This is a genomic window from Okeanomitos corallinicola TIOX110 (genome assembly GCF_038050375.1).
Classification (GTDB): domain Bacteria; phylum Cyanobacteriota; class Cyanobacteriia; order Cyanobacteriales; family Nostocaceae; genus Okeanomitos; species Okeanomitos corallinicola.
Genome location: NZ_CP150886.1, coordinates 3,535,621 through 3,558,040, shown reverse-complemented (window position 1 = coordinate 3,558,040; position 22,420 = coordinate 3,535,621). Strand labels below are relative to the sequence as shown.

22 protein-coding genes are annotated in these 22,420 nt (G+C 37.1%); 8 read left to right on the top strand and 14 right to left on the bottom strand.

Annotated elements, in window-relative coordinates; all coding sequences use genetic code 11:
- Window positions 1-46: 46 nt before the first annotated feature.
- Window positions 47-403, bottom strand: coding sequence for a helix-turn-helix domain-containing protein (locus WJM97_RS15540; protein WP_353929699.1), 357 nt, complete (start codon window positions 401-403; stop codon window positions 47-49).
- Between the two features lie 155 nt (window positions 404-558).
- Here WJM97_RS15540 and WJM97_RS15535 point away from each other — a divergent pair, with 155 nt between their 5' ends.
- Complete coding sequence (locus tag WJM97_RS15535; RefSeq protein ID WP_353929698.1) at window positions 559-795, top strand: CDGSH iron-sulfur domain-containing protein; 237 nt, start codon at window positions 559-561, stop codon at window positions 793-795.
- A gap of 503 nt (window positions 796-1,298) precedes the next feature.
- Here WJM97_RS15535 and WJM97_RS15530 read toward each other — a convergent pair.
- Complete coding sequence (locus WJM97_RS15530) at window positions 1,299-1,976, bottom strand: response regulator transcription factor (protein WP_353929697.1); 678 nt, start codon at window positions 1,974-1,976, stop codon at window positions 1,299-1,301.
- A gap of 826 nt (window positions 1,977-2,802) precedes the next feature.
- Entirely contained in the window at window positions 2,803-2,940 is a 138-nt protein-coding gene (locus WJM97_RS15525; protein WP_353929696.1) for a hypothetical protein, read from the bottom strand.
- A gap of 352 nt (window positions 2,941-3,292) precedes the next feature.
- On the opposite strand from WJM97_RS15525, the gene groES reads away from it, so the two are divergent.
- Entirely contained in the window at window positions 3,293-3,604 is a 312-nt protein-coding gene (gene groES / locus WJM97_RS15520; RefSeq protein ID WP_353929695.1) for a co-chaperone GroES, read from the top strand.
- Between the two features lie 129 nt (window positions 3,605-3,733).
- Complete coding sequence (gene groL / locus WJM97_RS15515; protein WP_353929694.1) at window positions 3,734-5,371, top strand: chaperonin GroEL; 1,638 nt, start codon at window positions 3,734-3,736, stop codon at window positions 5,369-5,371.
- Between the two features lie 284 nt (window positions 5,372-5,655).
- Here groL and WJM97_RS15510 read toward each other — a convergent pair whose 3' ends face one another.
- The 7 genes from WJM97_RS15510 to WJM97_RS15480 form a co-directional block, all read right to left on the bottom strand.
- Window positions 5,656-7,473 (bottom strand): glycosyltransferase family 39 protein, encoded by a 1,818-nt coding sequence (locus tag WJM97_RS15510; protein ID WP_353929693.1) that lies wholly within the window; start codon window positions 7,471-7,473, stop codon window positions 5,656-5,658.
- 130 nt (window positions 7,474-7,603) lie between these two features.
- Entirely contained in the window at window positions 7,604-9,607 is a 2,004-nt protein-coding gene (locus WJM97_RS15505) for a transglutaminase-like domain-containing protein (RefSeq protein WP_353929692.1), read from the bottom strand.
- Window positions 9,604-10,890, bottom strand: coding sequence for a DUF58 domain-containing protein (locus WJM97_RS15500; RefSeq protein ID WP_353929691.1), 1,287 nt, complete (start codon window positions 10,888-10,890; stop codon window positions 9,604-9,606). The genes WJM97_RS15505 and WJM97_RS15500 overlap by 4 nt, the downstream gene beginning before the upstream one ends.
- A gap of 104 nt (window positions 10,891-10,994) precedes the next feature.
- Entirely contained in the window at window positions 10,995-11,438 is a 444-nt protein-coding gene (locus WJM97_RS15495; RefSeq protein WP_353929690.1) for an HNH endonuclease signature motif containing protein, read from the bottom strand.
- A 12-nt stretch (window positions 11,439-11,450) separates the two neighbouring features.
- A complete protein-coding gene (locus WJM97_RS15490; RefSeq protein ID WP_353929689.1) occupies window positions 11,451-11,705 on the bottom strand; it encodes a hypothetical protein in 255 nt (84 codons plus the stop codon).
- 119 nt (window positions 11,706-11,824) lie between these two features.
- The gene (locus WJM97_RS15485; protein ID WP_353929688.1) at window positions 11,825-12,787 is read right to left on the bottom strand and encodes a MoxR family ATPase; all 963 of its coding nucleotides are present in this window, start codon (window positions 12,785-12,787) and stop codon (window positions 11,825-11,827) included.
- A gap of 29 nt (window positions 12,788-12,816) precedes the next feature.
- On the bottom strand, window positions 12,817-13,377 hold the full coding sequence (locus WJM97_RS15480; protein WP_353929687.1) for a hypothetical protein: 561 nt from the start codon (window positions 13,375-13,377) through the stop codon (window positions 12,817-12,819).
- Between the two features lie 261 nt (window positions 13,378-13,638).
- On the opposite strand from WJM97_RS15480, the gene WJM97_RS15475 reads away from it, so the two are divergent.
- The 3 genes from WJM97_RS15475 (at window position 13,639) to WJM97_RS15465 (ending at window position 16,532) form a co-directional block, all read left to right on the top strand.
- The gene (locus WJM97_RS15475) at window positions 13,639-13,971 is read left to right on the top strand and encodes a DUF565 domain-containing protein (RefSeq protein ID WP_353929686.1); all 333 of its coding nucleotides are present in this window, start codon (window positions 13,639-13,641) and stop codon (window positions 13,969-13,971) included.
- Between the two features lie 34 nt (window positions 13,972-14,005).
- Complete coding sequence (locus WJM97_RS15470; RefSeq protein ID WP_353929685.1) at window positions 14,006-15,046, top strand: glycerate kinase; 1,041 nt, start codon at window positions 14,006-14,008, stop codon at window positions 15,044-15,046.
- A gap of 490 nt (window positions 15,047-15,536) precedes the next feature.
- Window positions 15,537-16,532 carry a diguanylate cyclase gene (locus WJM97_RS15465; RefSeq protein ID WP_353929684.1) on the top strand — a complete coding sequence of 332 codons (996 nt, stop codon included), beginning with the start codon at window positions 15,537-15,539 and terminating at the stop codon, window positions 16,530-16,532.
- Window positions 16,533-16,592: 60 nt separating this feature from the next.
- On the opposite strand, the gene WJM97_RS15460 is transcribed toward WJM97_RS15465, so the two are convergent.
- Both WJM97_RS15460 and WJM97_RS15455 read right to left on the bottom strand, forming a co-directional pair.
- Window positions 16,593-18,041 carry a YdiU family protein gene (locus WJM97_RS15460; RefSeq protein ID WP_353929683.1) on the bottom strand — a complete coding sequence of 483 codons (1,449 nt, stop codon included), beginning with the start codon at window positions 18,039-18,041 and terminating at the stop codon, window positions 16,593-16,595.
- Window positions 18,042-18,128: 87 nt separating this feature from the next.
- Entirely contained in the window at window positions 18,129-18,695 is a 567-nt protein-coding gene (locus WJM97_RS15455; RefSeq protein WP_353929682.1) for a GNAT family N-acetyltransferase, read from the bottom strand.
- A 67-nt stretch (window positions 18,696-18,762) separates the two neighbouring features.
- Here WJM97_RS15455 and bioB point away from each other — a divergent pair, with 67 nt between their 5' ends.
- Window positions 18,763-19,764, top strand: a complete 1,002-nt coding sequence (gene bioB / locus WJM97_RS15450) for a biotin synthase BioB (protein ID WP_353929681.1) — start codon at window positions 18,763-18,765, stop codon at window positions 19,762-19,764.
- Between the two features lie 86 nt (window positions 19,765-19,850).
- On the opposite strand, the gene petL is transcribed toward bioB, so the two are convergent.
- Window positions 19,851-19,943, bottom strand: coding sequence for a cytochrome b6-f complex subunit PetL (gene petL / locus WJM97_RS15445; RefSeq protein WP_353929680.1), 93 nt, complete (start codon window positions 19,941-19,943; stop codon window positions 19,851-19,853).
- A gap of 141 nt (window positions 19,944-20,084) precedes the next feature.
- On the opposite strand from petL, the gene aroB reads away from it, so the two are divergent.
- Window positions 20,085-21,182, top strand: coding sequence for a 3-dehydroquinate synthase (aroB, locus tag WJM97_RS15440; RefSeq protein WP_353929679.1), 1,098 nt, complete (start codon window positions 20,085-20,087; stop codon window positions 21,180-21,182).
- Here the strand turns inward: aroB and WJM97_RS15435 are convergent.
- Window positions 21,179-22,414, bottom strand: coding sequence for a cytochrome P450 (locus WJM97_RS15435; RefSeq protein WP_353929678.1), 1,236 nt, complete (start codon window positions 22,412-22,414; stop codon window positions 21,179-21,181). The two genes, aroB and WJM97_RS15435, sit on opposite strands and share 4 nt — an antisense overlap.
- Between the last annotated feature and the right edge of the window lie 6 nt (window positions 22,415-22,420).

The following is a 22,420-nucleotide window of genomic DNA, read 5'->3' as shown; positions in this document are numbered from 1 at the left end:
ATAAATAGATATCTGATTTATTTGGTAAATCGGGTATCTTTTTAAATTATGAATTATGATCATTCGTGTGAGATAAATTTTGAACTGCCCAATCGTGCATTGCATAGAGAATAGGTTTTAGACTTTCTCCCAGAGGAGTGAGAGAATATTCTACTTTAGGAGGTATTTGTGCGTGAATTTCTCGATGTACTATCCCATCTTCTTCCAGTTCTCTGAGTTGCTGAGTAAGCATCTTTTGAGTAATTCCATATAAAGCACGTTGTAATTCCCCAAATCTTTTAGTTTCAGAAATTAATTCTCTGATGATTAATACTTTCCAGCGTCCACCAATAATTTTGATAGTGGTTTCCACTTCACAAGTTAGTCTATTTGTTGCATTATTTTGTTCTAATTCGGCTTTCATAGTTACTTTTTGGTAAGTATATTACTTTTAAGTGCCTACTATCCATAGTAATTGTACATAGGTTAAAGTCAATAGTGTAGACTTATTCAGTCTAATTATTGAAATCAATTAATACCTAAACTGAGTAAGACAAACAAATTTGAGAGGATAGCACTATGACTAAACCTGTAATTGCTGATAAAAAACCTGCTGTTTTAGAACTAGAAGCAGGTACTTATTACTGGTGTACCTGTGGACAATCTAAAAATCAACCTTTTTGTGATGGTGGCCATCAAGGCACAGAATTTACACCCCAAGCATTTGAATTAACTGAAAAGAAAAAAGTTGCCTTGTGTCAATGTAAAGTAACTAACAATCCCCCATTTTGTGATGGCGCTCATTCTAAACTTTAACAACTAATAATTTTGCCAGTCAGGAGTCAGCAGTCAAAATAAATAATGACTGAGAACTGACAACTGAGAGAAAATTATGTCAATGTTGTTTTTTGAAATTAATAATTAACGTAAGCATTCAGCCATTAGGTATTATTCAATAGCTGAATGTTTACGATTATTCTTTATCAGATATGAGTAAATTTAGATAGATATTTTGATTTAGTTACAACCCTACAGCCTAAACCTTACATCCTATTCCTAAAAGTCAGACATACAAGCAATTCACTGAGGTGAATGTATAAATAATTTTAGGTGATATCTGGGTTGGAAGATAGGATTTTAGGAATGTATCATAAAAAAATGAATTATGAAGCTAAGGTTAATGTAATCCATAGACTTCACAATTCAAATTTTCTAATTTTCTAGTCTTCTAAGTCAGATTAAACTGAAAGTAATGAGATTGAGCTTTGATTTACCATGTTTTAACTCAAAACTCAAACATTCAGAAATCAGTAGAGTTTTTAAGCCATTTGATTTTCAATCGCCCACCGTGCTAATTCAGTACGGTTGTGGAGATTGGTTTTACCCAACATATTGGAAACATGGCTCTCAACTGTACGCTGACTAACATTTAATTCCTCAGCGATTTCTCGGTTAGCTAAACCTCTGGCAACAAACTGTACCACTTTCAGTTCAGTGGGAGTTAACTGGACATCAAAAGGAACTTGAATGCGAGAGCCGTTTTCTCCTCCCTTGGTTTGATGTTCTTTCCAACGGATAGTTTGCTTCAGGGAAGATTCTACCTGTGCTACGAGTTCTTCAGGTTCAAAGGGCTTAACCATATAAACGTCAGCACCTTTGTTAAGACCTTTAACTCGGTCTGCACTTTGTCCCTTAGCAGAGAGAAAAAGAACAGGTATCCAGCTAGTACGTTCATTTTGCCGGACTTGTTCTACAAAAGTGTAACCGTCCATTTCTGGCATCATCACGTCACAGATAATCATATCTGGAACATCATGTTCTAGAATATCCAAAGCAGCTCGTCCGTTTTCAGCGGTGATAACTTCATAGCCACGGAATTCTAAGTAATCCTTCACCAACAAAATGAGGTTAGGGTCGTCATCAATTAATAGAAGTCGTTTGTGATCTTTCATACTGGACTCTTTCATATCATTGGCAGTTGTCGTGTTTCTATCCATCAAGATTTTGAATATTTATTCTCTATGATGGTGAAATCCGTGAGATTTTCTGCAAAACAAACACTTACACAAATTGTTCATTTTCATTAAGCTTATAAGCATAAACTAGAACATTTTGTTGTTTGCTTCCTGCTTCCACCAATCCCGAAGGCGGATATTGTCCACAGGCGTAAATTCCGCGCTGGCTGCACGTACTGTCTTTCCCACCTAACTTGCCTTTATCCCTTGTTGTCATGAAAGTGTTGAACACCCTTAACATAATAGTAACTTGGGAAAGTCTAGTAAGGATACGTAGAGCAATAGTATTTATAATGCGCTATTATATATTCCTTTGAAAGTGGGGGGCTAAAAAACCTGCTCCAATCATAATCTGTCTGGCTGACAAGTTCAGTATTTAGTTGAAGATCACCCGAACTTACAACTGAACCGCACTTTCAGTTTACTGCTGCTCTACTAGATCCCTGGAATGTTCAGCCTCTATTTAATTTAGAGATTCATAAGCAACTAGGAAATTTTTTGGCAAAGGATGGGTTAAAAAGGTTTTTGTTTCAACCAACCACCACTACAACCATGATGTTGATTAATTTTTCCGGGGTGCTTTGCTTAATGACTTCTGTTTTGTTTAGCTATACTAAACAACATCTGAGTAAGCTACCATTATCTGTCCATAACAAAAAATACGCAAGCAATTGATGTTATTGATCAAGATACACAAGAGTTAATTCTCATGTCTGTGGTAGATATCTTACTTTTTGAGTCATAGTTTTTTGCATTCCCAAGATTCAAAACTATTTTAACTTTGATGCCCAAGGGTTAGAGGTTGACTTCAGGGTTCAGAAAAACCCGTTAGGCACAGATCTACTTGTTGTTGATATGCCATCAATTTACTAAATGCTGGAAAGTTCCAAGCTTTAGTAGTTGCGGGGATAGGAGGGCTGTTGTGACTCACTGTGTTGTTACTCATTAAGAAAGTCCCTGATTACAGTTCTATAACAATTTCGCTGCTTTGGAAATAAAGTTGTCCATATAAAAATATTCACTACCTACGCAACAGAACCAGACAACTACAACAATTAAGTATTTATGCCTCAGTTATGGGTGATAAAAAGTCATCGGGTATGTGGCATTGGGTATGGGGCATTGGTAAAAATATTTTCTACCCATCACCCCATCACCCCATCACCCCGTCTCTTGTGCTCTTCACCCCAATTCTTAGTTCGGAAACCCGTACAGAATCAATGATTGCCATTTGTCGCTTGCTTTCGGTAAATTAGCACTCAGGAGTCGAGAGTGCTAACAAGCGAGAAAAAATAATTATGGCAGCTGTATCTCTAAGCGTATCTACAGTTAAACCCTTGGGCGATCGCGTTTTCGTAAAAGTGACCGCCGCTGAAGAAAAGACCGCAGGTGGTTTGTATTTGCCCGAAACCGCTAAGGAAAAACCCCAAGTCGGCGAAGTAGTAAATCTTGGCCCTGGCAAGCGTAACGATGACGGTAGCCGCCAAGAAATGGAAATTAAAGTAGGCGATAAAGTGCTGTACTCCAAGTATGCTGGCACTGACGTTAAGCTTGGCACTGAAGAATATGTACTGCTTTCTGAGAAAGATATTCTAGCAGTAGTCAGCTAATAGAGTGATGAGGGGTCTAACAAGTCAAAAGTCAAAAGTCAAAATTTTGAATTGGCAAGTCAAACCCCACCAAGTAACTGATGAAAAATTGACAATCAACAAATAACCAATTCGAGAATTATACAGATTATGGCAAAGCGCATTATTTACAACGAAAACGCCCGTCGCGCCCTTGAGCGTGGTATTGATATTCTGGCTGAAGCTGTTGCTGTCACCCTTGGTCCCAAAGGACGTAACGTAGTTCTAGAGAAGAAATTTGGCGCACCACAAATCGTTAATGATGGTGTCACTATTGCTAAAGAAATTGAATTAGAAGACCATATTGAAAATACTGGCGTAGCTTTGATTCGTCAAGCTGCTTCCAAAACTAATGATGCTGCTGGTGATGGTACAACCACAGCTACCGTTTTGGCTCACGCAATTGTTAAAGAAGGCTTACGTAACGTAGCTGCTGGTGCTAACGCAATTCTTCTGAAGCGCGGTATTGATAAAGCTACTGCGTTCTTGGTAGAAAAAATTGCTGAACACGCTCGTCCGGTAGAAGATTCTAAATCTATCGCTCAAGTTGGTGCTATCTCTGCTGGTAACGATGAAGAAGTTGGCAGCATGATTGCTCAAGCGATGGATAAGGTGGGTAAAGAAGGTGTAATTTCCTTGGAAGAAGGAAAGTCCATGACCACCGAATTAGAAATTACCGAAGGTATGCGTTTTGATAAGGGTTATATTTCCCCTTACTTCGCTACCGATGCAGAACGGATGGAAACCGTTTTTGATGAGCCTTACATCCTGTTAACTGATAAGAAAATTGCTTTAGTTCAAGATTTAGTACCTGTACTTGAACAAGTAGCTCGTTCCGGTCGTCCTTTGGTAATTATTGCTGAAGACATCGAGAAAGAAGCTTTAGCTACTTTGGTTGTGAACCGTTTACGCGGTGTACTTAACGTTGCGGCTGTGAAAGCTCCTGGTTTTGGCGATCGCCGTAAAGCAATGTTGGAAGATATTGCAACCCTCACCGGTGGTCAATTAGTCACCGAAGATGCTGGTTTGAAACTAGATAACACCAAACTAGAAAGCTTAGGTAAAGCTCGCCGCATCACTATCACCAAAGATACTACCACCATCGTTGCTGAAGGTAATGATGTTGCTGTGAAAGCACGTTGTGAACAAATCCGTCGTCAAATGGAAGAAACCGAATCTTCCTATGACAAGGAAAAATTACAAGAACGTTTAGCTAAATTGTCCGGTGGTGTAGCTGTAGTTAAAGTTGGTGCAGCGACCGAAACCGAAATGAAAGACAAAAAGCTACGCTTGGAAGATGCGATCAACGCAACCAAAGCTGCTGTAGAAGAAGGTATTGTTCCTGGTGGTGGTACAACCCTAGCTCACTTATCTCCTCAGTTGGAAACTTGGGCTAACAGCAACCTCAAAAATGAAGAGTTGACTGGTGCTTTAATTGTCGCTCGTGCTTTACCTGCTCCTCTGAAGAGAATTGCCGAAAACGCTGGTCAAAACGGCGCTGTAATTGCTGAAAGAGTGAAAGAGAAGGATTTCAACATTGGTTTCAACGCTGCTACCAACGAGTTCGTTGATATGTTAGAAGCTGGTATTGTTGACCCTGCTAAAGTTACTCGTTCTGCATTGCAAAACGCTGCTTCTATCGCAGGTATGGTGTTGACAACCGAGTGTATTGTTGTTGATAAACCAGAACCTAAAGATGGCGCTCCTGCTGCTGGCGCTGGTATGGGTGGCGGAGACTTCGATTACTAAAATCGGTTTTTAGTTTTCCTAGTTTAAATAATGGTCGCTTCCGTTGGGAGGCGGCTGTTTTTTATGTCAAAATTCAGGTACGGAGAGTGGGATTTAAACTTTATAGCAAGGTGACAGTCCTAGAAGTCTTTCAGTGTCTAAGTTTTAGTTCTGTTTAATGTCCTAACCGCTTTGTCCATTGCTATATCAATAATCCCCGCCAGGGGACTGAAACCATTCCGTAAGAATCATGATCAAAGGTGGTGATAGGGATATTCACTCGCCACCTGATTGATGAATGAGAATTACAAGATATCCATTTTGTCTTTTTGATCTTGTTTAATTCTCTGTAAAGGAATACGAATTAAGTTATAAGCTCCTTTTGTAGTGATGTTTTTGTAATGATCCGGTGGTAGGTTCATTTCAATTAATTTTTTCTGTTCTGTCAACATTAGTATTGATGGGGGATGATTGTCTTTAGCTGTTTCTTGATTAATGTGATCTACTGCTTCTTGGGCAAATTTCATGTAATTAACGGTTTTTTGACTGTAGAAAGTTACCGTTGGTTTTTTGAAACCTACCATGACAAATTCTTCGTTGGGTTGTTTTTCTGCGACAGCGATCGCAGATAATTGTCTTAATGGTAGTTGACGTTCTGAATCCATTAAAAACAAGGCTGGCATTAATACAAAAGAGAGAAAGACAATAAATCCGATGACATTAATAGCGATGATAGGACGGAAGCGATGAATTATGATTAAAGTAGCGATCGCCATGGCCGCAATTAACCAAATTATCCCCCCTAAATTTGTAATTCCTAAGTTTTGAATTTTTTGATAAAGTTCTGGTGCAGCAGGATCTGTTCCTACTAAGCGGGGAACATTAAATGATGCTACGGCTATTGTTGACAATAAAGCCACATTTACCCAACTACTGATGCGGAAAGATTTTTCTGTTTGTCTACCTGTAAATAAATCACTCCAAAACAAAGCTACTAAAATAGCTGCTGCTGGCATTAAGGGTAATACATAACTGGGAAGTTTGGTGACAGCGATGGTAAAAAAGCCAAATACACCCAAAAACCAAATACAGACAAATAAATCTAAGTGTTGAGAACGTTCTTGGCCGATGATTTGCGATCGCCGCCAAAATTTTAATCTCGTTATGGCCGCAGGAATAAATACCGAATAGGGTGCAAACCCCAATAACACAACTAAAAAGTAAAAATACCAAGGGGCTGAGTGACCGTTAACTACCTCTGTAAAGCGTTCGATGTTGTGATAGCCAAAAAAGGCATTAATGAAATTCCAGCCATTACGCCAAGTCACCAAGATGTACCAGGGAGCAGAAATCAGGAATACTAGAAATAGTCCCAAAATCGGGCGCATTTCTCGCCACAGTTGCCAAAATTTACCCAGGTACACCCCAAAGATGATCATGATTAAACCTGGTAAAACTATTCCCACTGGCCCCTTGGTTAAAATTGCTCCTGCCATTAACACATAGGAAGCTAAATACCATTGATTAGGAAAACGGGCAGGGACGGAATTTTGAGCGTATCCCAGGAAGAAACATAATAAAGCTGAGGCGATGCAACCGGTCAGTAACATATCAGAAACGCCAACTCTACCCCAAACGATCATTTCTGGGTTGAGTGCTATTAAAGCCGATGCTGTGGCGGCTGTGAGGTAACGACGAGCGGGTTTTTCTGTTTGTTCTAGTTTGTCTTTTTCAGCAAAATACCACTGAACTACATAGAAAGCCAAAGCTGTTACGGCTGTAGCTGCTAATGCGGATGGGATACGTGCGGCCCATTCATTTACACCCATGATTGAGTAGGCGATCGCTTGACACCAATAAATTAATGCTGGTTTGTCAAACCGAGTTTCACTATTGAAAAAAGGTGTGATCCAGTCACCTGTTACTAACATTTGTCGGGAAGCTTCGGCAAAAAGTGGCTCAGTTTCGTCAATTAAACCGATATTGCCCAAATTCCAGCCAAAAGCGAAGAAATTTATCAACAGTAACCAGACAATGGCCATAGTCACAGCAAGGGCTGGACGTTTTTCTATGTGATTAAACCATTGATCAACAGATTGGCGATCGCTCAATTTTAGCCTCATAAATCAATACTCACAGATACGGTAAATCGCATCTTTCTCATAAATACAATAGTTCAAAAGTCGTTCTTTAGTAAGATTTTGTTCTCGTATTATCGGAAGCAAGAGAAGAAATACAGAGTTTAGAAGTCTATTAATTGCTGGTTTTTAATTTCTCTAACCATAACTGTACGGCAGATTTTAATTTTTCTCGTTCAGTATCTGGAATACCTTGAGGATCAAAACGATAGCGGTAATGAATTTCCATTAACGAGGATAAATCATCAATCATATAAGATGCTGGTAACTCTTTTTTTAATCTTGCTAACCAATTTTTTAAAGACTCAGAATGATAACGCATAAAACCTAAATCATTTAATGCTTGTTCAATTAAATAAAATTCTGAATCATGATTAATTATTTCTGATTTCTGACTAATTGATGATATTTTCTGTTTTTGAAATATACGTTTAACAGCTTTATTAGGAACAGATTTCTTTAACATGATTAAAAAAATCGGCAACAACAACCACCACAGATAATTAATTAAACCACTACTTCTTAGATATTTAAAAAACCCAGAAATTTGAAAGCTCAAAAAAGACCATAAATCAGATATGATTGATAATTGAGAAACCTGGGAATTTTCAATACTTGTCCAGTCTGGGGGTGTAGTATCAAAAGCTTGCCATTTATCATTAAAATATACCATTGTCCAAGCATGAGCATGACGACTACGGACAATATATTGCTGTTCTAACTTGCTAAATTCATGAACAGAATAACCCACAGTATAACGAGCAGGAATACCTAAAGCGCGTAAAATTAAAGTAGTAGCACTGGCAAAATATTCACAATGTCCAGAACGGGTATCTAATAAAAAAGTTGATAAAGGTGTAATATTTGATTTTTTATCTGTAAGTTGGAGTGAATAACGATAATTATTTAACAAAAAAGCATCTAAAGTTTGTAATATTTCTGGTATTGTTTTTCCTTTAGTATCTAATTGACGAACGATAGAAGTGATTGCAGGTATTTCTGATGGTGGAATTTGTAAATCATCAATTGTTGGTGGACTATCTAAAGAAGATTGTTGATTAAAATTAATTTTATAACCGATATCATTAACTTTCCCCGATACTCTGACTGTTCCATATTGATTTTTCTGCATTTCATTAACAGGTAAATCATTAATTGCAAATGTCCCATTAGCTAATCTGAGAATACCTCTGCCATTATTTAATGTTCCATAAATAGTAAGTTGAGAAAGTTGAGAACTATTTTCTAGATGATTTCCTAACCGCCAGGTTGTATTATTATCTTCCTGTTTTACAAGTTTAAATTGAGAATTAACAGCCACCCAAAAACCCGATTGATATTTATTATAAGTTGCTTCTTTTAAAAGAATTGGCAAATTACCTTTAGTTTCTGAATTTACCCGAAAAACAATCTCATTAGACTGTTTTAAAACTCCAATTTCTCCGATACTTGTTTGTTTATTAATAGCATTTATTTCCTGCCCAATTATATCACTAAACCACTCTACTAACTGATTTTCTACTTGCAGATGTAGTTGATGGAGTCCCATTTGTCCGACAAAACCCATACTTCCCGCAGTCAGGAATAAACATAGCCAAATTGCAGGGGAAAATCGGCGAGAACGAAAATTCCAAAGTACAAAAGCTGTCAGTAAAAACAAGCCAATATAAAAAGATATATTTTCTGTATTTGCATTACTAGCAGCTAAAATACAAACAGCAATATAGGGGTAAGTTAAATTAATTTGAAACTGATGGCTTTGTTGTCCTGTTTCTTGATCATTAAATGTGAAAAAAAGCGTAGTCAGACTAATGCTTTCATTGACAGCATAAACTTGAGCAGCTATCAATGGTAAGGAGATAATTGGTAACCATTGCAAAAGAGTATAGACTATATAAAAAGAACGACTAGAAACTAATAAATAAACAGTTAAAGAAACCAGAATAACTAAACATAAATTAGCGATGCGTTTGATATCATCTGGAGAAAAATCCCAGCGTGACTGCACAAACCGAGGAGATTCTAAAATTATAGCGATGGGAATCGCAAAAGTCCATAGTCCTGTTTGCCAACCCCAAAACATTAAAGCAGCAGCAATTAATAAAGGTGGTGTTTTCATAATCGCATTAATTCCTGTTGGATATTATGAATATTTAAAACATGAAATTTGGCTAGGTTATACTTAATAAATTCAGTTTTTTGTAAGTTGTCAAAATCATCTGTTTTATTCTCACTAAGAATAAAAACTAATGTATGTATATTCATTTGTTCTAGATATTCTATTAACTTTTTCCTGGCTTCATCCCAAGATAAAAATATACAAATACAACCGCTTAACATAGAAATCTTTTCTAACACCACAGGAATGATAGAATCGAAATCTTGATCTCGACAAGCACCTACAGAAGCGAGAATTTCTAACATTTTGTCTGTGTGACTAAGTCCTCTCCCAAAGGTAAAACAATAGGCTTCATTACCCACAAACATTAAATCTAATAAAGATTCTTGGGTTTGGACATCAGAAGCTAAAGAAGCTGACAATGATATAGCTGTTTCGAGAATTTGACTATATTTTTCTGGTTGAAATGTATCTAAAATTAAAGCATGACGGACAAAAAACTCATCCTGTTCTTCTTTAACAATAGGTTTACCAATTTTAGCCCAACTTTTCCAGTGAATTTTGCGGATAGAGTCACCAGGACGATATTCTCTTAAAGAGCGAAATTCTTCTGCATCACCGACAGAAGAAGCTAAAGCTACTCCACCAGATTGATATTTACTAAAACCTGGTAATTGAATTGGTGGAAGTTGATATAATTGAGGGAGAATTAATAAAGATTGGGGTGCAGAAATAGTTTGACAAGCATTAAAAATGCCCAGGGGATCAGGTCTAGCTATAGTTAAACTAACCAATCGCATTAAACCGCGATGACTTGGTGTAATTTCGCCAATAATTTCAGTTTTACTCTGGGGTTTTAGTGCTGGTAATTCTAAGGTTTTAGCTGTTCCGCACTGTTTGCGAGAAACTAACCATAACCAACGATAAGAACCGAGTTTAATATCTAAAGATGTGCGTTTATATTCTTCTGGTTCTGGCGTTTCAATAAATTCTTTGAATGTAGGACGAGGGTCAGCAAAATTTTCAAATAGTTTTAGATTTAGTTGTGTTTGATCGCTTTTATTATGAATAATAATTTTGTATTTTAATTTGACTCCTACTGTGGCAAATTTTGGTAAGGTACGAGTTGCACTAAAGCGAGAACGAAAGAAGAAACTAAAAATAGTAGAGATGATGAGAATAGATACTAAAAATGTAAATATTTGATAGGTCATATTTTGAGTAGTATCTATACCCAAAGCAGCGGCAAAAATTAAACACAAAATGACTGTAAACCCACTCATGGTTACTCGTTTTCTGAGTCTGTGTTGGAGAGAGGAATTAAAATGATATATTTGGTAGATAAGTTTTTGCATTTTAGGTAAACATATAATTTTAAGATATAGAATTATAGATTCATTTTGTTAATCGCAGATGATGAAGGATATCTTTTTTTAGAAATTAAAATTCGACGTTCTAATAAACGAGGTTGATCATTAAAACCTAATATTCTTGCTGTTACTTCTCCAATCGTCGTTAAAGGTTGAATATGAGAATCATCTAATTGGAAATGCTCACTCCAATTATCCCAGCGTGGATGATAAAACCGGATAAATTCTTTATTTTTCCAAACAATTGAACCAATATCACTACCTTTAAACCGATTACAAAACACACAGCAATAAGCTAAATTATCAGCATCCGAAGAACCACCATGTTTAATACTAATAATATGATCTATGGTACAACCTAACGCAGTATATTTTTCTTCTATCAGACAATATTCGCACAAAAAATCAGCCCGACTTGCTACTAAGCGACGCAGTTCTTTATTGAGATAAGGACGATCCATAGTCAGATTTTATCACTCCTCTGTAATAAATTCATAAGCATGAGCTTTTGCTAGTCTTAATAAATGTTCGAGTACCATATAATGATCAAGTTCTGATTTCTCTTCAGTAGAAAGAGTCTCATTTTTTTCACGAAATATTAATTCAGCAACTCTTTCCTTTACTGTTTCTGATACTTGAAATTCAACCAAGCTTTGCGGTGTAACTCCACTAGCAATGAATTTAATAATTTCTTCATAAGCAGGATTGAAAGGTGTAGATGTATTCATGTTTTTAAACTCCTAAATTAGAGAATAAAGCTGATCAACTGTGTATTTATCTGCTTTTATCGGTGATAAACTCCTTTTAGTGTCTTTATTTAGTGTAATCCATCCAAAATCCCAAATTTTCAAATAGGAACAGGGAGAGATTGAACTATTTCTTCAACTACACTGGTTGCGGTTTTACCTGAGAACCGCGCTTGGGGTTGCATAACCAAACGATGGGCAATTACTGAGACTGCTAATTCTTGAATATGTTCTGGTGTGACGAATTCATAACCATCAAATAAAGCTAGTGCTTGGGCAATTTTCATTAAGGTTATGGATGCTCTCGGACTTGCTCCTAATTGTACACCTTCTGCTGTGCGCGTGGCGTTAACAATATCAACCAAATAACGTTTTAATTCAGCACTAATTCTAATTTGTTTAACTTGTTGTTTTAAGGTGATGATATCTTCTAAATTTACACAGGATTGAATGGTTTCTATGGGATGTTTTTGTATTTGATCTGAAAGTAAATTAACTTCTTCTTCTGGGGAAATATATCCTAAACTAAATTGAATGGCAAACCGATCCATTTGTGCTTCGGGGAGGGGATAAGTTCCGCGAGATTCTACGGGGTTTTGTGTGGCAATGACAAAAAATGGATCTTTTAATTTGCGTAAGTTACCATCAACTGTAACTTGAAATTCTGCCATTGCTTCTAATAATGCTGACTGGGTACGAGGGGAAGCGCGATTGATTTCATCAGCTAAAACAATGTGGGCAAAAATCGGACCTTCGTGGAATTTAAATGTTTGCGCGTTGGGGTTTAAAATCGAAACTCCCAAGATATCTGATGGTAATAAATCGGGGGTAAATTGAATACGTTTAAAGTTAACATCAACGGAAAATGCTAAAGCTTTAGCTAAGGTTGTTTTCCCTGTACCGGGATAATCTTCTAGTAAAATATGTCCACCACTGGCAAAGGCAGCTAGTAGTTTTCTAATTGCGTTAGATTGACCTTTAATGACTTTTTGAATGTTGTCAGATATTCTCTGATAAATTTCTTGACCAGAGGTAATATGCTTGGGTGAATTGTTGTTGGACATTTTTATTGATTGAGTTTATTTCATCTCTATTATGGAGTTAGTGTAAGTTGCCATTCTTGGGTTTGGGAATTCCATTTTGGTGAGGAAGTTTCCCCCACGATATATGGTCCCCAATAGCTACGAGAACCATCTTGGGCAAAGGCTACTAAAATATCTCCTGTTTCTAGTTTTAAGTTACCCTTTGGTAAGTACAAAATTAACCCTTTTTGACTACCTTCTTGGGGATAAAAATCCCAATGGGCTGGAGGGTTATACTGACTTTTACGAGATGATGAGTTTTTGGTTTTTGATTGTTGCGTTAATATAGCCAGGCGGATGGGTTGATTTGTTTGATTACTAATTCGCAAACTGCCAGGAGTTGGTTTTTTGACTTGTTTGTTACTGGTGCTGGTAATATCGGCTTGACTGGGAGAGATATGTGTTTCTGTTGGTGTTATATCTGGTATGGGTGTTTCATCTACTAATGTTGATATTATGTTTGGTTGGTCTGGCTCAAAAGATACACTTACTCCTAAACATCCGACTACGAGTCCGAGTAGTCCCACGGTACAAGTGATTACGGCTAAGTTGCGATACATAGAAGTTTTCATAATGTTAGTTTTTAGGGATAAAATTTTTATTACAGCACTTCCCGATGTTGTGAGGTACAAGAACCCCACCCCCAACCCCCTCCAATATCAAAAGTTTATCCTTTTCTTCCCCCCGTTGCGGGGGGATTGAGGGGGGTGCGATGAGGGGGCTAAGATGTATCTCATAAGAGCGGAAACCGCTGTAGTTATTAGCAGATAGGCCAGAGTTTGTTAACTTTCGACTTTTGACTTGATTTATCTTTCCTGTTATTGATCACGTTTATGCAAAATACCCGTCTGAACAAATTGTTTGATGCCATTGCTGCAACTGTAGGACAATGGTTTATTAATCCTTGGCGACGATTATCATTACTTGTAATTAGTTGGTTATTTGGTTTTTTTCTGGGTTCTGCTGTGTCTACGACTGCGGGACAGGAGGCTACTTTAGACATTGTGATAGCTGCTGTTTTAGTGGTTATGACGGAGGTTACTAGCAGAATATTCTATAGTCGCAGCTTTATGGCTAGACAAGCTTTATGGGTAGAAACTTTGAATTTTCTGAAAGTAGGTTTCATTTATAGTCTATTTTTGGAAGCCTTTAAATTAGGTTCTTGAGTGTTTAGGTTATTTCTGGTCAGGGGTAAGATTTATGCTCAGTGATTTACTGAATGAGTTTTTGCTCACGGGTGAAACAGATACAGCTTGGCAAGTTTCCGCACAAACAGCAGCATTAGCAGATCATCAACGAGCTAAGGTTTTCGATATTACTAAAGATAATGTGGCTCAAGTCATTTTTGAGCGATCGCACTTACTAAAATTAGTTTTTCCCACTTTTAACCAATTTTGCGAAACTAACCTGCAAATGCCTACTCCAGCTATGTTACAAGTGCTGTGGGATTTATGGCTACCTTTGGCCATGAAAATTGCAGCGAGTCGTCAAAATTTAAGTAGGGCTTTTGTTCAGGGTATTTTAGGTGGACAAGGAACAGGTAAAACCACTATGTGCCAAGTGCTGAGTTTAATTCTCCAGCAGTTGGGATACAGTACCTTGAGTTTATCTTTAGATGATTTATACAAGACCTATGGCGATCGCTTGGCTTTACAGCAACAAGATCCCCGCTTGATATGGCGCGGTCCCCCAGGAACTCATGATATCAACTTAGGTTTAAGTGTACTTGATCAAATCCGTCAAGGCAATAGTCCTGTGACAGTTCCTCGCTTTGATAAATCAGCTTATGCGGGTGCTGGCGATCGCACTACCCCAGAAATTGTTACCAACATTGATATCGTCCTGTTTGAAGGTTGGTTTGTCGGTGTAGTTCCCATTGATCCCCAGGCTTTTACTACTGCACCAGTGCCTATTATCACAGATCAAGACCGGGCTTTTGCCCAAGATATGAACGAGCAATTACGAGCTTATTTACCATTATGGCAACGCTTAGATAACTTGATAGCACTTGATCCCAGTGATTATCGTTGCTCTTTAATATGGCGTAAACAAGCAGAACAGAAAATGATTGCTGCTGGTAAGTCAGGGATGAATGATGCAGAAATAGAGGAATTTGTCAATTATTTTTGGCGATCGCTGCATCCAGAACTATTCATCAAACCCTTGCTCACATCCTCTAAAGTTGATGTTATTGTCAAAGTTGATACTGATCACTGTTTTAGTACAATACTAAGTTGCTAGTTGTAATGATCATATCTATACTTATGAAATGTGCATTTCTTAACACAATAAACGGATGTATCACTGAGTATTAAAAACCATACTGCAAAAGCTATATGCTACCAAAAGATGCTGCACTCAGCTTCTACATGGGATTTTAAAATGTTAAATTTAAGAAATTTAAGACTTAATAATCCTGATTTTCTCCAAAAATTCAGTGTAAGTATCTAATGGCATTTAATTTTTAACTATGTGGATTCCTTTAGCATTATACAAAATGACACAGGGTATATCTACTTTTGTAGCCAATCAGATGACAGTAAGATTTCTGAGTTTAGATGTGGAATTTTCTCAGGTTAAGTTTTCATATAAACAAGCACTTTAGATATTGCATCTTATATCTAAACACATAAATATGATTATACTCAATTTTTTTTGCCTCAACTTACTTGCATTTTACATTGCATTTTGATGCAATTATCAACATATCTTCAACTAGGTACAATTAGTTATGCTCCTGTCAATATCTAAAGATAAGTCTCAACTAGATAAAAATAATACTTTAATATTACTAGTTGATCATAATTTAGGGCATTTACATCTACTTTCTAAAATCTTAGAATTGCCAGGATTTAAAGTTAAAAAAGCTATCAGTGGCAAAAAAGCTCTAGATATTGCAAAAAAGCAAATTCCAGATTTAATTATTTTGGATATAAACATCCCAGATATTAATGGTTATCCAGTTTATCAACATTTCAAATGTGAAAAAGAGACTATTAACACTCCCATACTTTTCATGGGTAGCGAAAAACAAATTACAGAAAAAATCAGAAACTTTGAAATGGACAGAGTAGACTGTATCACTAAGCCATTTGAAGATGAAGAAGTATTAACACAAGTTAGACGTAAGTTAATCATTTATGATCAGAATCAACAATTAATCAATTATCATCAAACTTTAGGAAAACAAATGGATGAACATAAACATTTAACAAATGCTTTGGTTTCTGTTAATCAGAGTTTGCAACCAGTTATTCTATTTGATACCATCACCAGGTTAGCTAACCGGAAAAAATTTGATGAATACTTCAATTCTCAGTGGAAAAAACTGGATACAAAACAGTTACCTCTTTCATTATTATTGTGCAATTTTGATTTTTCCCAAAATATAAATAATGCTAAAAAAGATCAAATCCTCCAACAACTAGCTCAAGCAATCAAGTCAGTTGTCAAGAGATCAAGTGATTTAGTAGCTTGCTATGAGAATAATAAATTTGCTGTAATACTACCTAGCACAGACTCCAAAGGTGCTGTTTATATAGGAAAATTAATTAGGGAAAAAATAGAACAAGTAAAGCTTGATCATCCCCAGTTAACAGGAAATAAAGATTTTAATTTAAGTATAGGAATTGCTACTATTGTTCCCAGTAAAAAAATGAGTCCACAGAGTTTAATAGAGCTAGTAGAACAGGCTATTCGTAAAGCAAAAGTATCAGGGAAAACTTAATCATATCTAAGTAAAAGCTATCAGCAAAACTTTTCAACCTCAATGCTGATAGCTAGTGTATTACTGAAATTGTCCCACTAAATCATAAAAAGGTTGCCAATTATCTGCGTCTACTATTGGTTGCCAGATATCCTCAATTACAGGTCTTAATAAGTTAGCCTGGGGATTATGCTTGTGCAAAGTTTTAGCAATTACTTCTATTTCCTCTAGGTCAAAATTATTGAGAATTTGATGATAAAGAATACACCAATTATCAAAGACTGCTGATGCTCCCACTGTGGGAATAATATCAGAACCATTCATAACTAAGGCTGGTTCATCACGCCATTTAATGGAAAATGTCCGTGCCATATCCGCAAAGAATTGATGATAATTAATTTGACTATCTTTCAAAAAAGTAATTGTCAATTCCAATAAATCATCAGCTTGGGGAAATAATGAATCCTCAAAACCCAACTTTTTCAACATTAAACTACGGTATTCTTGCCGATAGTATTCTGCAAATTTACTTAAACCACTTTGTAAATCATGGATATTAATAATTGCCTTTAATGGTTCTTGTAGGAGTTCTAAATTTAAATGGCAAATACTTGGTTGCTGACCGTAACAATAGCGACGATAATAGTCAAAATAGGCAGCGGTAAAGTATAGATCATAGTGAGGAATAAAAGCATATGGTCCATAATCAAAACTTTCTCCAGTAATTGACATATTATCAGTATTCAATACCGCATGACAAAAACCAGCTGCCATCCATTGTGCTACCAACTCCGCAACTCGTTTTACTAATTCTGCATAAAATAAAGCATATTTATCATCATCATATTTCAGGTTTTGATAATATTCATTAATGACATGATCTAATAATTTTTGAGTTAGATCAGGACGTTTTAAATAATTTAATCTTTCAAAAGTTCCAAACCGAATATGAGATTTACTCATTCTAATCATCACTGAGGAACGAGTGGGAGAAGGTTCATCTCCCCGCCATAAACCTAGGCCTGTTTCAATCATACTTAAACAGCGAGAAGTTTTTACTCCTAAACGGTGTAATGCTTCCGCTGCTAAAACTTCCCGAACTCCTCCTTTCAGGGTGAGCATTCCGTCACCACCACGGGAGTAGGGAGTTCTGCCTGAACCTTTTGTGCCAAAATCGTATAATTCGTTATCTGTTCCGCGTATTTGTCCATAAAGAAAACCTCTACCATCACCTAATTGGGAGTTATATTCACCAAATTGATAACCGTGATAACGTAGTGCTAAAAAAGGTTTTCTACCTTGGAATTTCCCAAAAGCATGAATAAAATCTTCGTCTTTAACTACTTGTGGATCTAGTCCTAAACTTGGTAACAGTGAATCATTACGCCAGCGTAAAATATGTTGAGGAAATTCCTCTGCTGCAACTTCATCATAGTAATCATTACCTAGAGATTCTAAGGCATTTTCATAATTAAGATTGAGAAGAGGATTACTAGAATTTGTATGATTTTGGGTTTGAGCAAGTGTCATTTTTAGGAGTTTTTAATTGTTGTTCTCTTTATCTTACATTATTGGTGATTGGTAATATTGATATTTATCCTGACTCCTGACTGCTGTTCACGGTTTCCAGTGATGATTGGTTATACTGGTAAGTATATGATCTTCCCATTTACCGTTAATTAATAAATAGTCTCTTGCATATCCTTCTATGACAAAACCTAGTCTCTTTAAAACATTACCACTACGGCGATTATGGGGCATATAATTAGCCATGATCCGGTGAAAATTTAAGTCTTGAAATACATATTCAGTACCACTTTTTAAGGCTTCTGTCATGTAACCATAACCTTGGGCTGTCTCTGCTAAACTATATCCAACATGACAATAATTAGCTGCTCCTCGTAAAAAATTACTAAAGTTAACAACACCTATTATTTCTTTGGGTTGGTTTTTGTGATAAATAAAGAATCTCAGACCGCAACCATGAATTATTTCTAGATGATATTGTTCGATTTGATATCGCCAATATTCTGGTGTAAAAAAGCCTTCTGCCCAAGTTGGTGAAAATGGAGTAAGATGGTCTTTATTTACAGTAAAATAGCGGATAATTTGGGGTATATCTTCGGAAATGGCCACCCTTAATAACAGACGATCAGTTGTAATTAGTGGCAGGTCTGATTTCATATCCTATGATTATTAATTTTGTGTAATTTTGTGTATTTTAGTAACAATTTAGAAAAGGATAGTAACGGTGGGAATACGCTACGATTGGCAACAAGATGAGATTTTGGAAATCTATAATACACCATTTCTAGAGCTTGTTTATCAAGCTGCTAGTGTGCATCGTCAGTTTCATAACTCCCAACAAATACAAGTTTGTAAGCTGATATCTATTAAAACCGGTGGTTGTCCTGAAGATTGTAGTTATTGCGCTCAGTCTTCTCGCTATAAAACGGAAGTAAAGCCGGAAGCATTGTTAGAAAAGGATACGGTTTTAAATATTGCCAGGAAAGCAAAGGAAACAGGTGTGAGTCGGGTGTGTATGGGTGCTGCTTGGCGGGAAGTGCGGGATAATTCTCAGTTTGAGGAAGTCCTGGATATGGTGAAGGATGTGACTTCGATGGGTTTAGAGGTTTGCTGTACTTTGGGGATGTTGACTGCAAATCAGGCTCAACGCTTAGAAGATGCGGGATTGTATGCTTATAATCATAACCTGGATACTTCCCAAGAGTATTACAGCACTGTTATTAGTACAAGGACTTATGGCGATCGCCTCAATACTATTGAAAATGTCCGCCAAACTAATGTTACTGTCTGCTCTGGTGGCATTCTCGGCTTAGGTGAAACTGTGGCAGATCGGGTAGGAATGCTCTACACCCTGTCTAATTTACAACCTCACCCTGAATCTGTACCCATTAATATTCTCTCACAAGTTGAGGGTACACCTTTGGAAAACCAGCCAGAAGTTCCGATTTGGGATGTGGTGCGGATGATTGCTACTGCTAGAATTGTCATGCCTACTTCTGATGTGCGCTTGAGTGCAGGTAGAGCGAAACTTTCCCAAGTTGAACAAGCTTTGTGTTTTATGGCTGGTGCAAATTCGATCTTTTCCAGCGATGATAACAAAATGTTGACGGTGACTACTCCCTGTCCTGATTATGATGCAGATCAGGAAATGTTGAATTTGTTGGGTTTGGAAATGCGTCCACCGTTTCAAAAGCAGGAAAAAACACCAACTCCAGCGATGATATAACAAAAGCAGGTTGGGTTAAGCGACAGCGCAACCCAACAAAAGAATTGACAATGTTGGGTTTCCTTACGTCCACCCAACCTACTTGATTAGATGATCTTGGCGGAACGTAGACCAAACATTAAACCTACAGCTATACCCATGAACGCGCCTAAAAATACAATGTATTCAACTACAGCCATTTGCTTTTCTCCTGATTTAGTGACTTATTTATATTGAATCATGGAAACAGGTGACAGGTGACAGGTGACAGGTGACAGAGAAATTATTAATTACCAAACTGCGGTAAAATACCCAAGCGTAAATTATATCAGGGTTTTTATATGAGTTCTGTCATTAAAGTAGATATACCAGAAAAGTCTTATGAAATAACTGTTGCACCTGGAAGTTTGGATCAACTGGGTGCAAAAATGGCGGGGTTGAAACTGGGTAAGAAGGTGTTGCTAGTTTCTAACCCAATGATATTTAAACATTATGGGGAAAGGGCGATCGCATCTTTGCAAAATGCTGGTTTTGAAGTGGTTCACTACAATTTACCCCCAGGAGAACGCTATAAAACCCTTAACTCCATCCAAAAAATCTATGATGTTGCCTTAGAAAACCGCCTAGAACGGTCTTCAACCATGGTCGCTTTAGGGGGAGGTGTAGTTGGTGATATGACTGGGTTTGCAGCCGCTACATGGCTCAGAGGGATTAATGTTGTCCAAGTTCCTACCAGCTTATTAGCAATGGTAGATTCATCTGTGGGTGGAAAAACCGGGGTTAACCATCCCCAAGGTAAAAATCTGATTGGTGCATTTCACCAACCTAGCTTAGTATTAATAGATCCAGAAGTCTTAAAAACCTTACCAGCAAGGGAATTTAGAGCGGGAATGGCGGAAGTGATCAAGTATGGCGTAATTTGGGACGCTGAATTATTTACTCAATTGGAAAGGAGTAAACACCTTGACCAACTCCGCTATGTAAAATCCGACCTGATAAATTACATATTAACTCATTCTTGTCAAGCGAAGGCAGATGTGGTGAGTAAAGATGAAAAAGAATCTGGATTACGGGCAATTCTTAACTACGGCCATACCATCGGTCATGCGGTGGAAAGTTTAACCAATTATCGGTTATTTAAACATGGTGAAGCTGTGGGTATTGGGATGGTAGCAGCGGGTGAAATTGCCGTGAAGTTAGGACTTTGGCAACAAACAGATACAGAACGTCAAAATACAATTATTAAAAAAGCTGGTTTACCCACACAATTACCAGCAGATTTAGATATTGCCGAACTTATTGATGCTTTGCAATTAGATAAAAAGGTTAAATCTGGGAAAGTACGGTTTGTTTTACCTACTCAAATTGGGGAAGTGAAGGTAACAGATGAAGTACCTACGGATACTATCAATCAGGTATTAGCAGAAATGAAAACTTAAACCTTGGAAAATAAAATAGGCAATGTTTGTAAACCACGCATAGCCAAATTTGGTATCCAAGTTAACTGTTGCTGTTCCAGGTGGATATTTTGACAGCATTGGAGGATGGTGCTGATGGCGATTTTTGTTTCTAACCGTGTTAAAGCTGCACCCAAACAAACATGAATACCTTGACCTAAACCAAGATGACGATTTTCTAGGCGAGTGATATCAAATTTATTGGGGAGAGGAAACTTGTCTGGGTCATGATTAGCAGCGTGTAAAACGCAGTAGATTTTTTGACCTTCATCAATTAACTTACCATCTATTTCCACAGGTGCGATCGCTCGGCGAACTACGCTAAATGCTGGGCCACAATAGCGCAAAATCTCCTCCACCGTCGAATCAATTAACTGTGGATTTTCTTGTAACATTTGTAGTTGCTGAGGATGTTGCAGCAAAGCCAACAGTCCATTGCTAATTAAATAGGTTGTAGTTTCATAAGCACCTGCCATCAAAGTTATACAGATTGCCGTCATTTCTTCATTGCTCAGTACACTATCACAATCTTCCGCAGCTATTAACTGAGTAATTAAATTATCACCGGGAAAGCGACGATAATGAGCAATTAAATCATCAAAATATTGGATACTTTCAACTAAGCTGTGATAAGTGGTATTTACAACTTTTTCACTAGCCCAACCAGCCCCAAATAGCATAAACATATCCCGACTCCAACATTTTAGTAGAGGGATATCCTCAACTGGTATACCCAAAAACTTAGCAGTAACCAGGGCGGGTAAAGGAGTAGCAAAGTCTTGAATAAGTTCCATTTTGCCAGCACTTTTTATCCCGTCAATTAATTCATCAGCGAAGTTTTGAATTAAAGGATGTAAGCTTCTAATTAATTGGGAAGTGAATGCCTTACCTACTAAATTACGCAGTCGTGTATGTCTGGGGGGATCAGAAAAAACCATCCACTGGGTAAAGTATTGATTGCAAAAATCTAACTGATTTTGCACCGATAAAGACTTACTTTTGGCAATCTTACCGCCTCTATCTACAGAAAATTGTGGATCACGAATGATATTGTAAACATCAACATATCGGGTTACAATCCATGACTCTAATTGTGAATGCCAATAAATGGGATCTTCAATTCGCATTTGATCCAAAATGGGATCAGGATTGGCAAAAAATAAGGGGTTAAGTAAGTCATACTTTTCCCCTAGCTGCAAAATTTCTGTCTGCATTAGTTA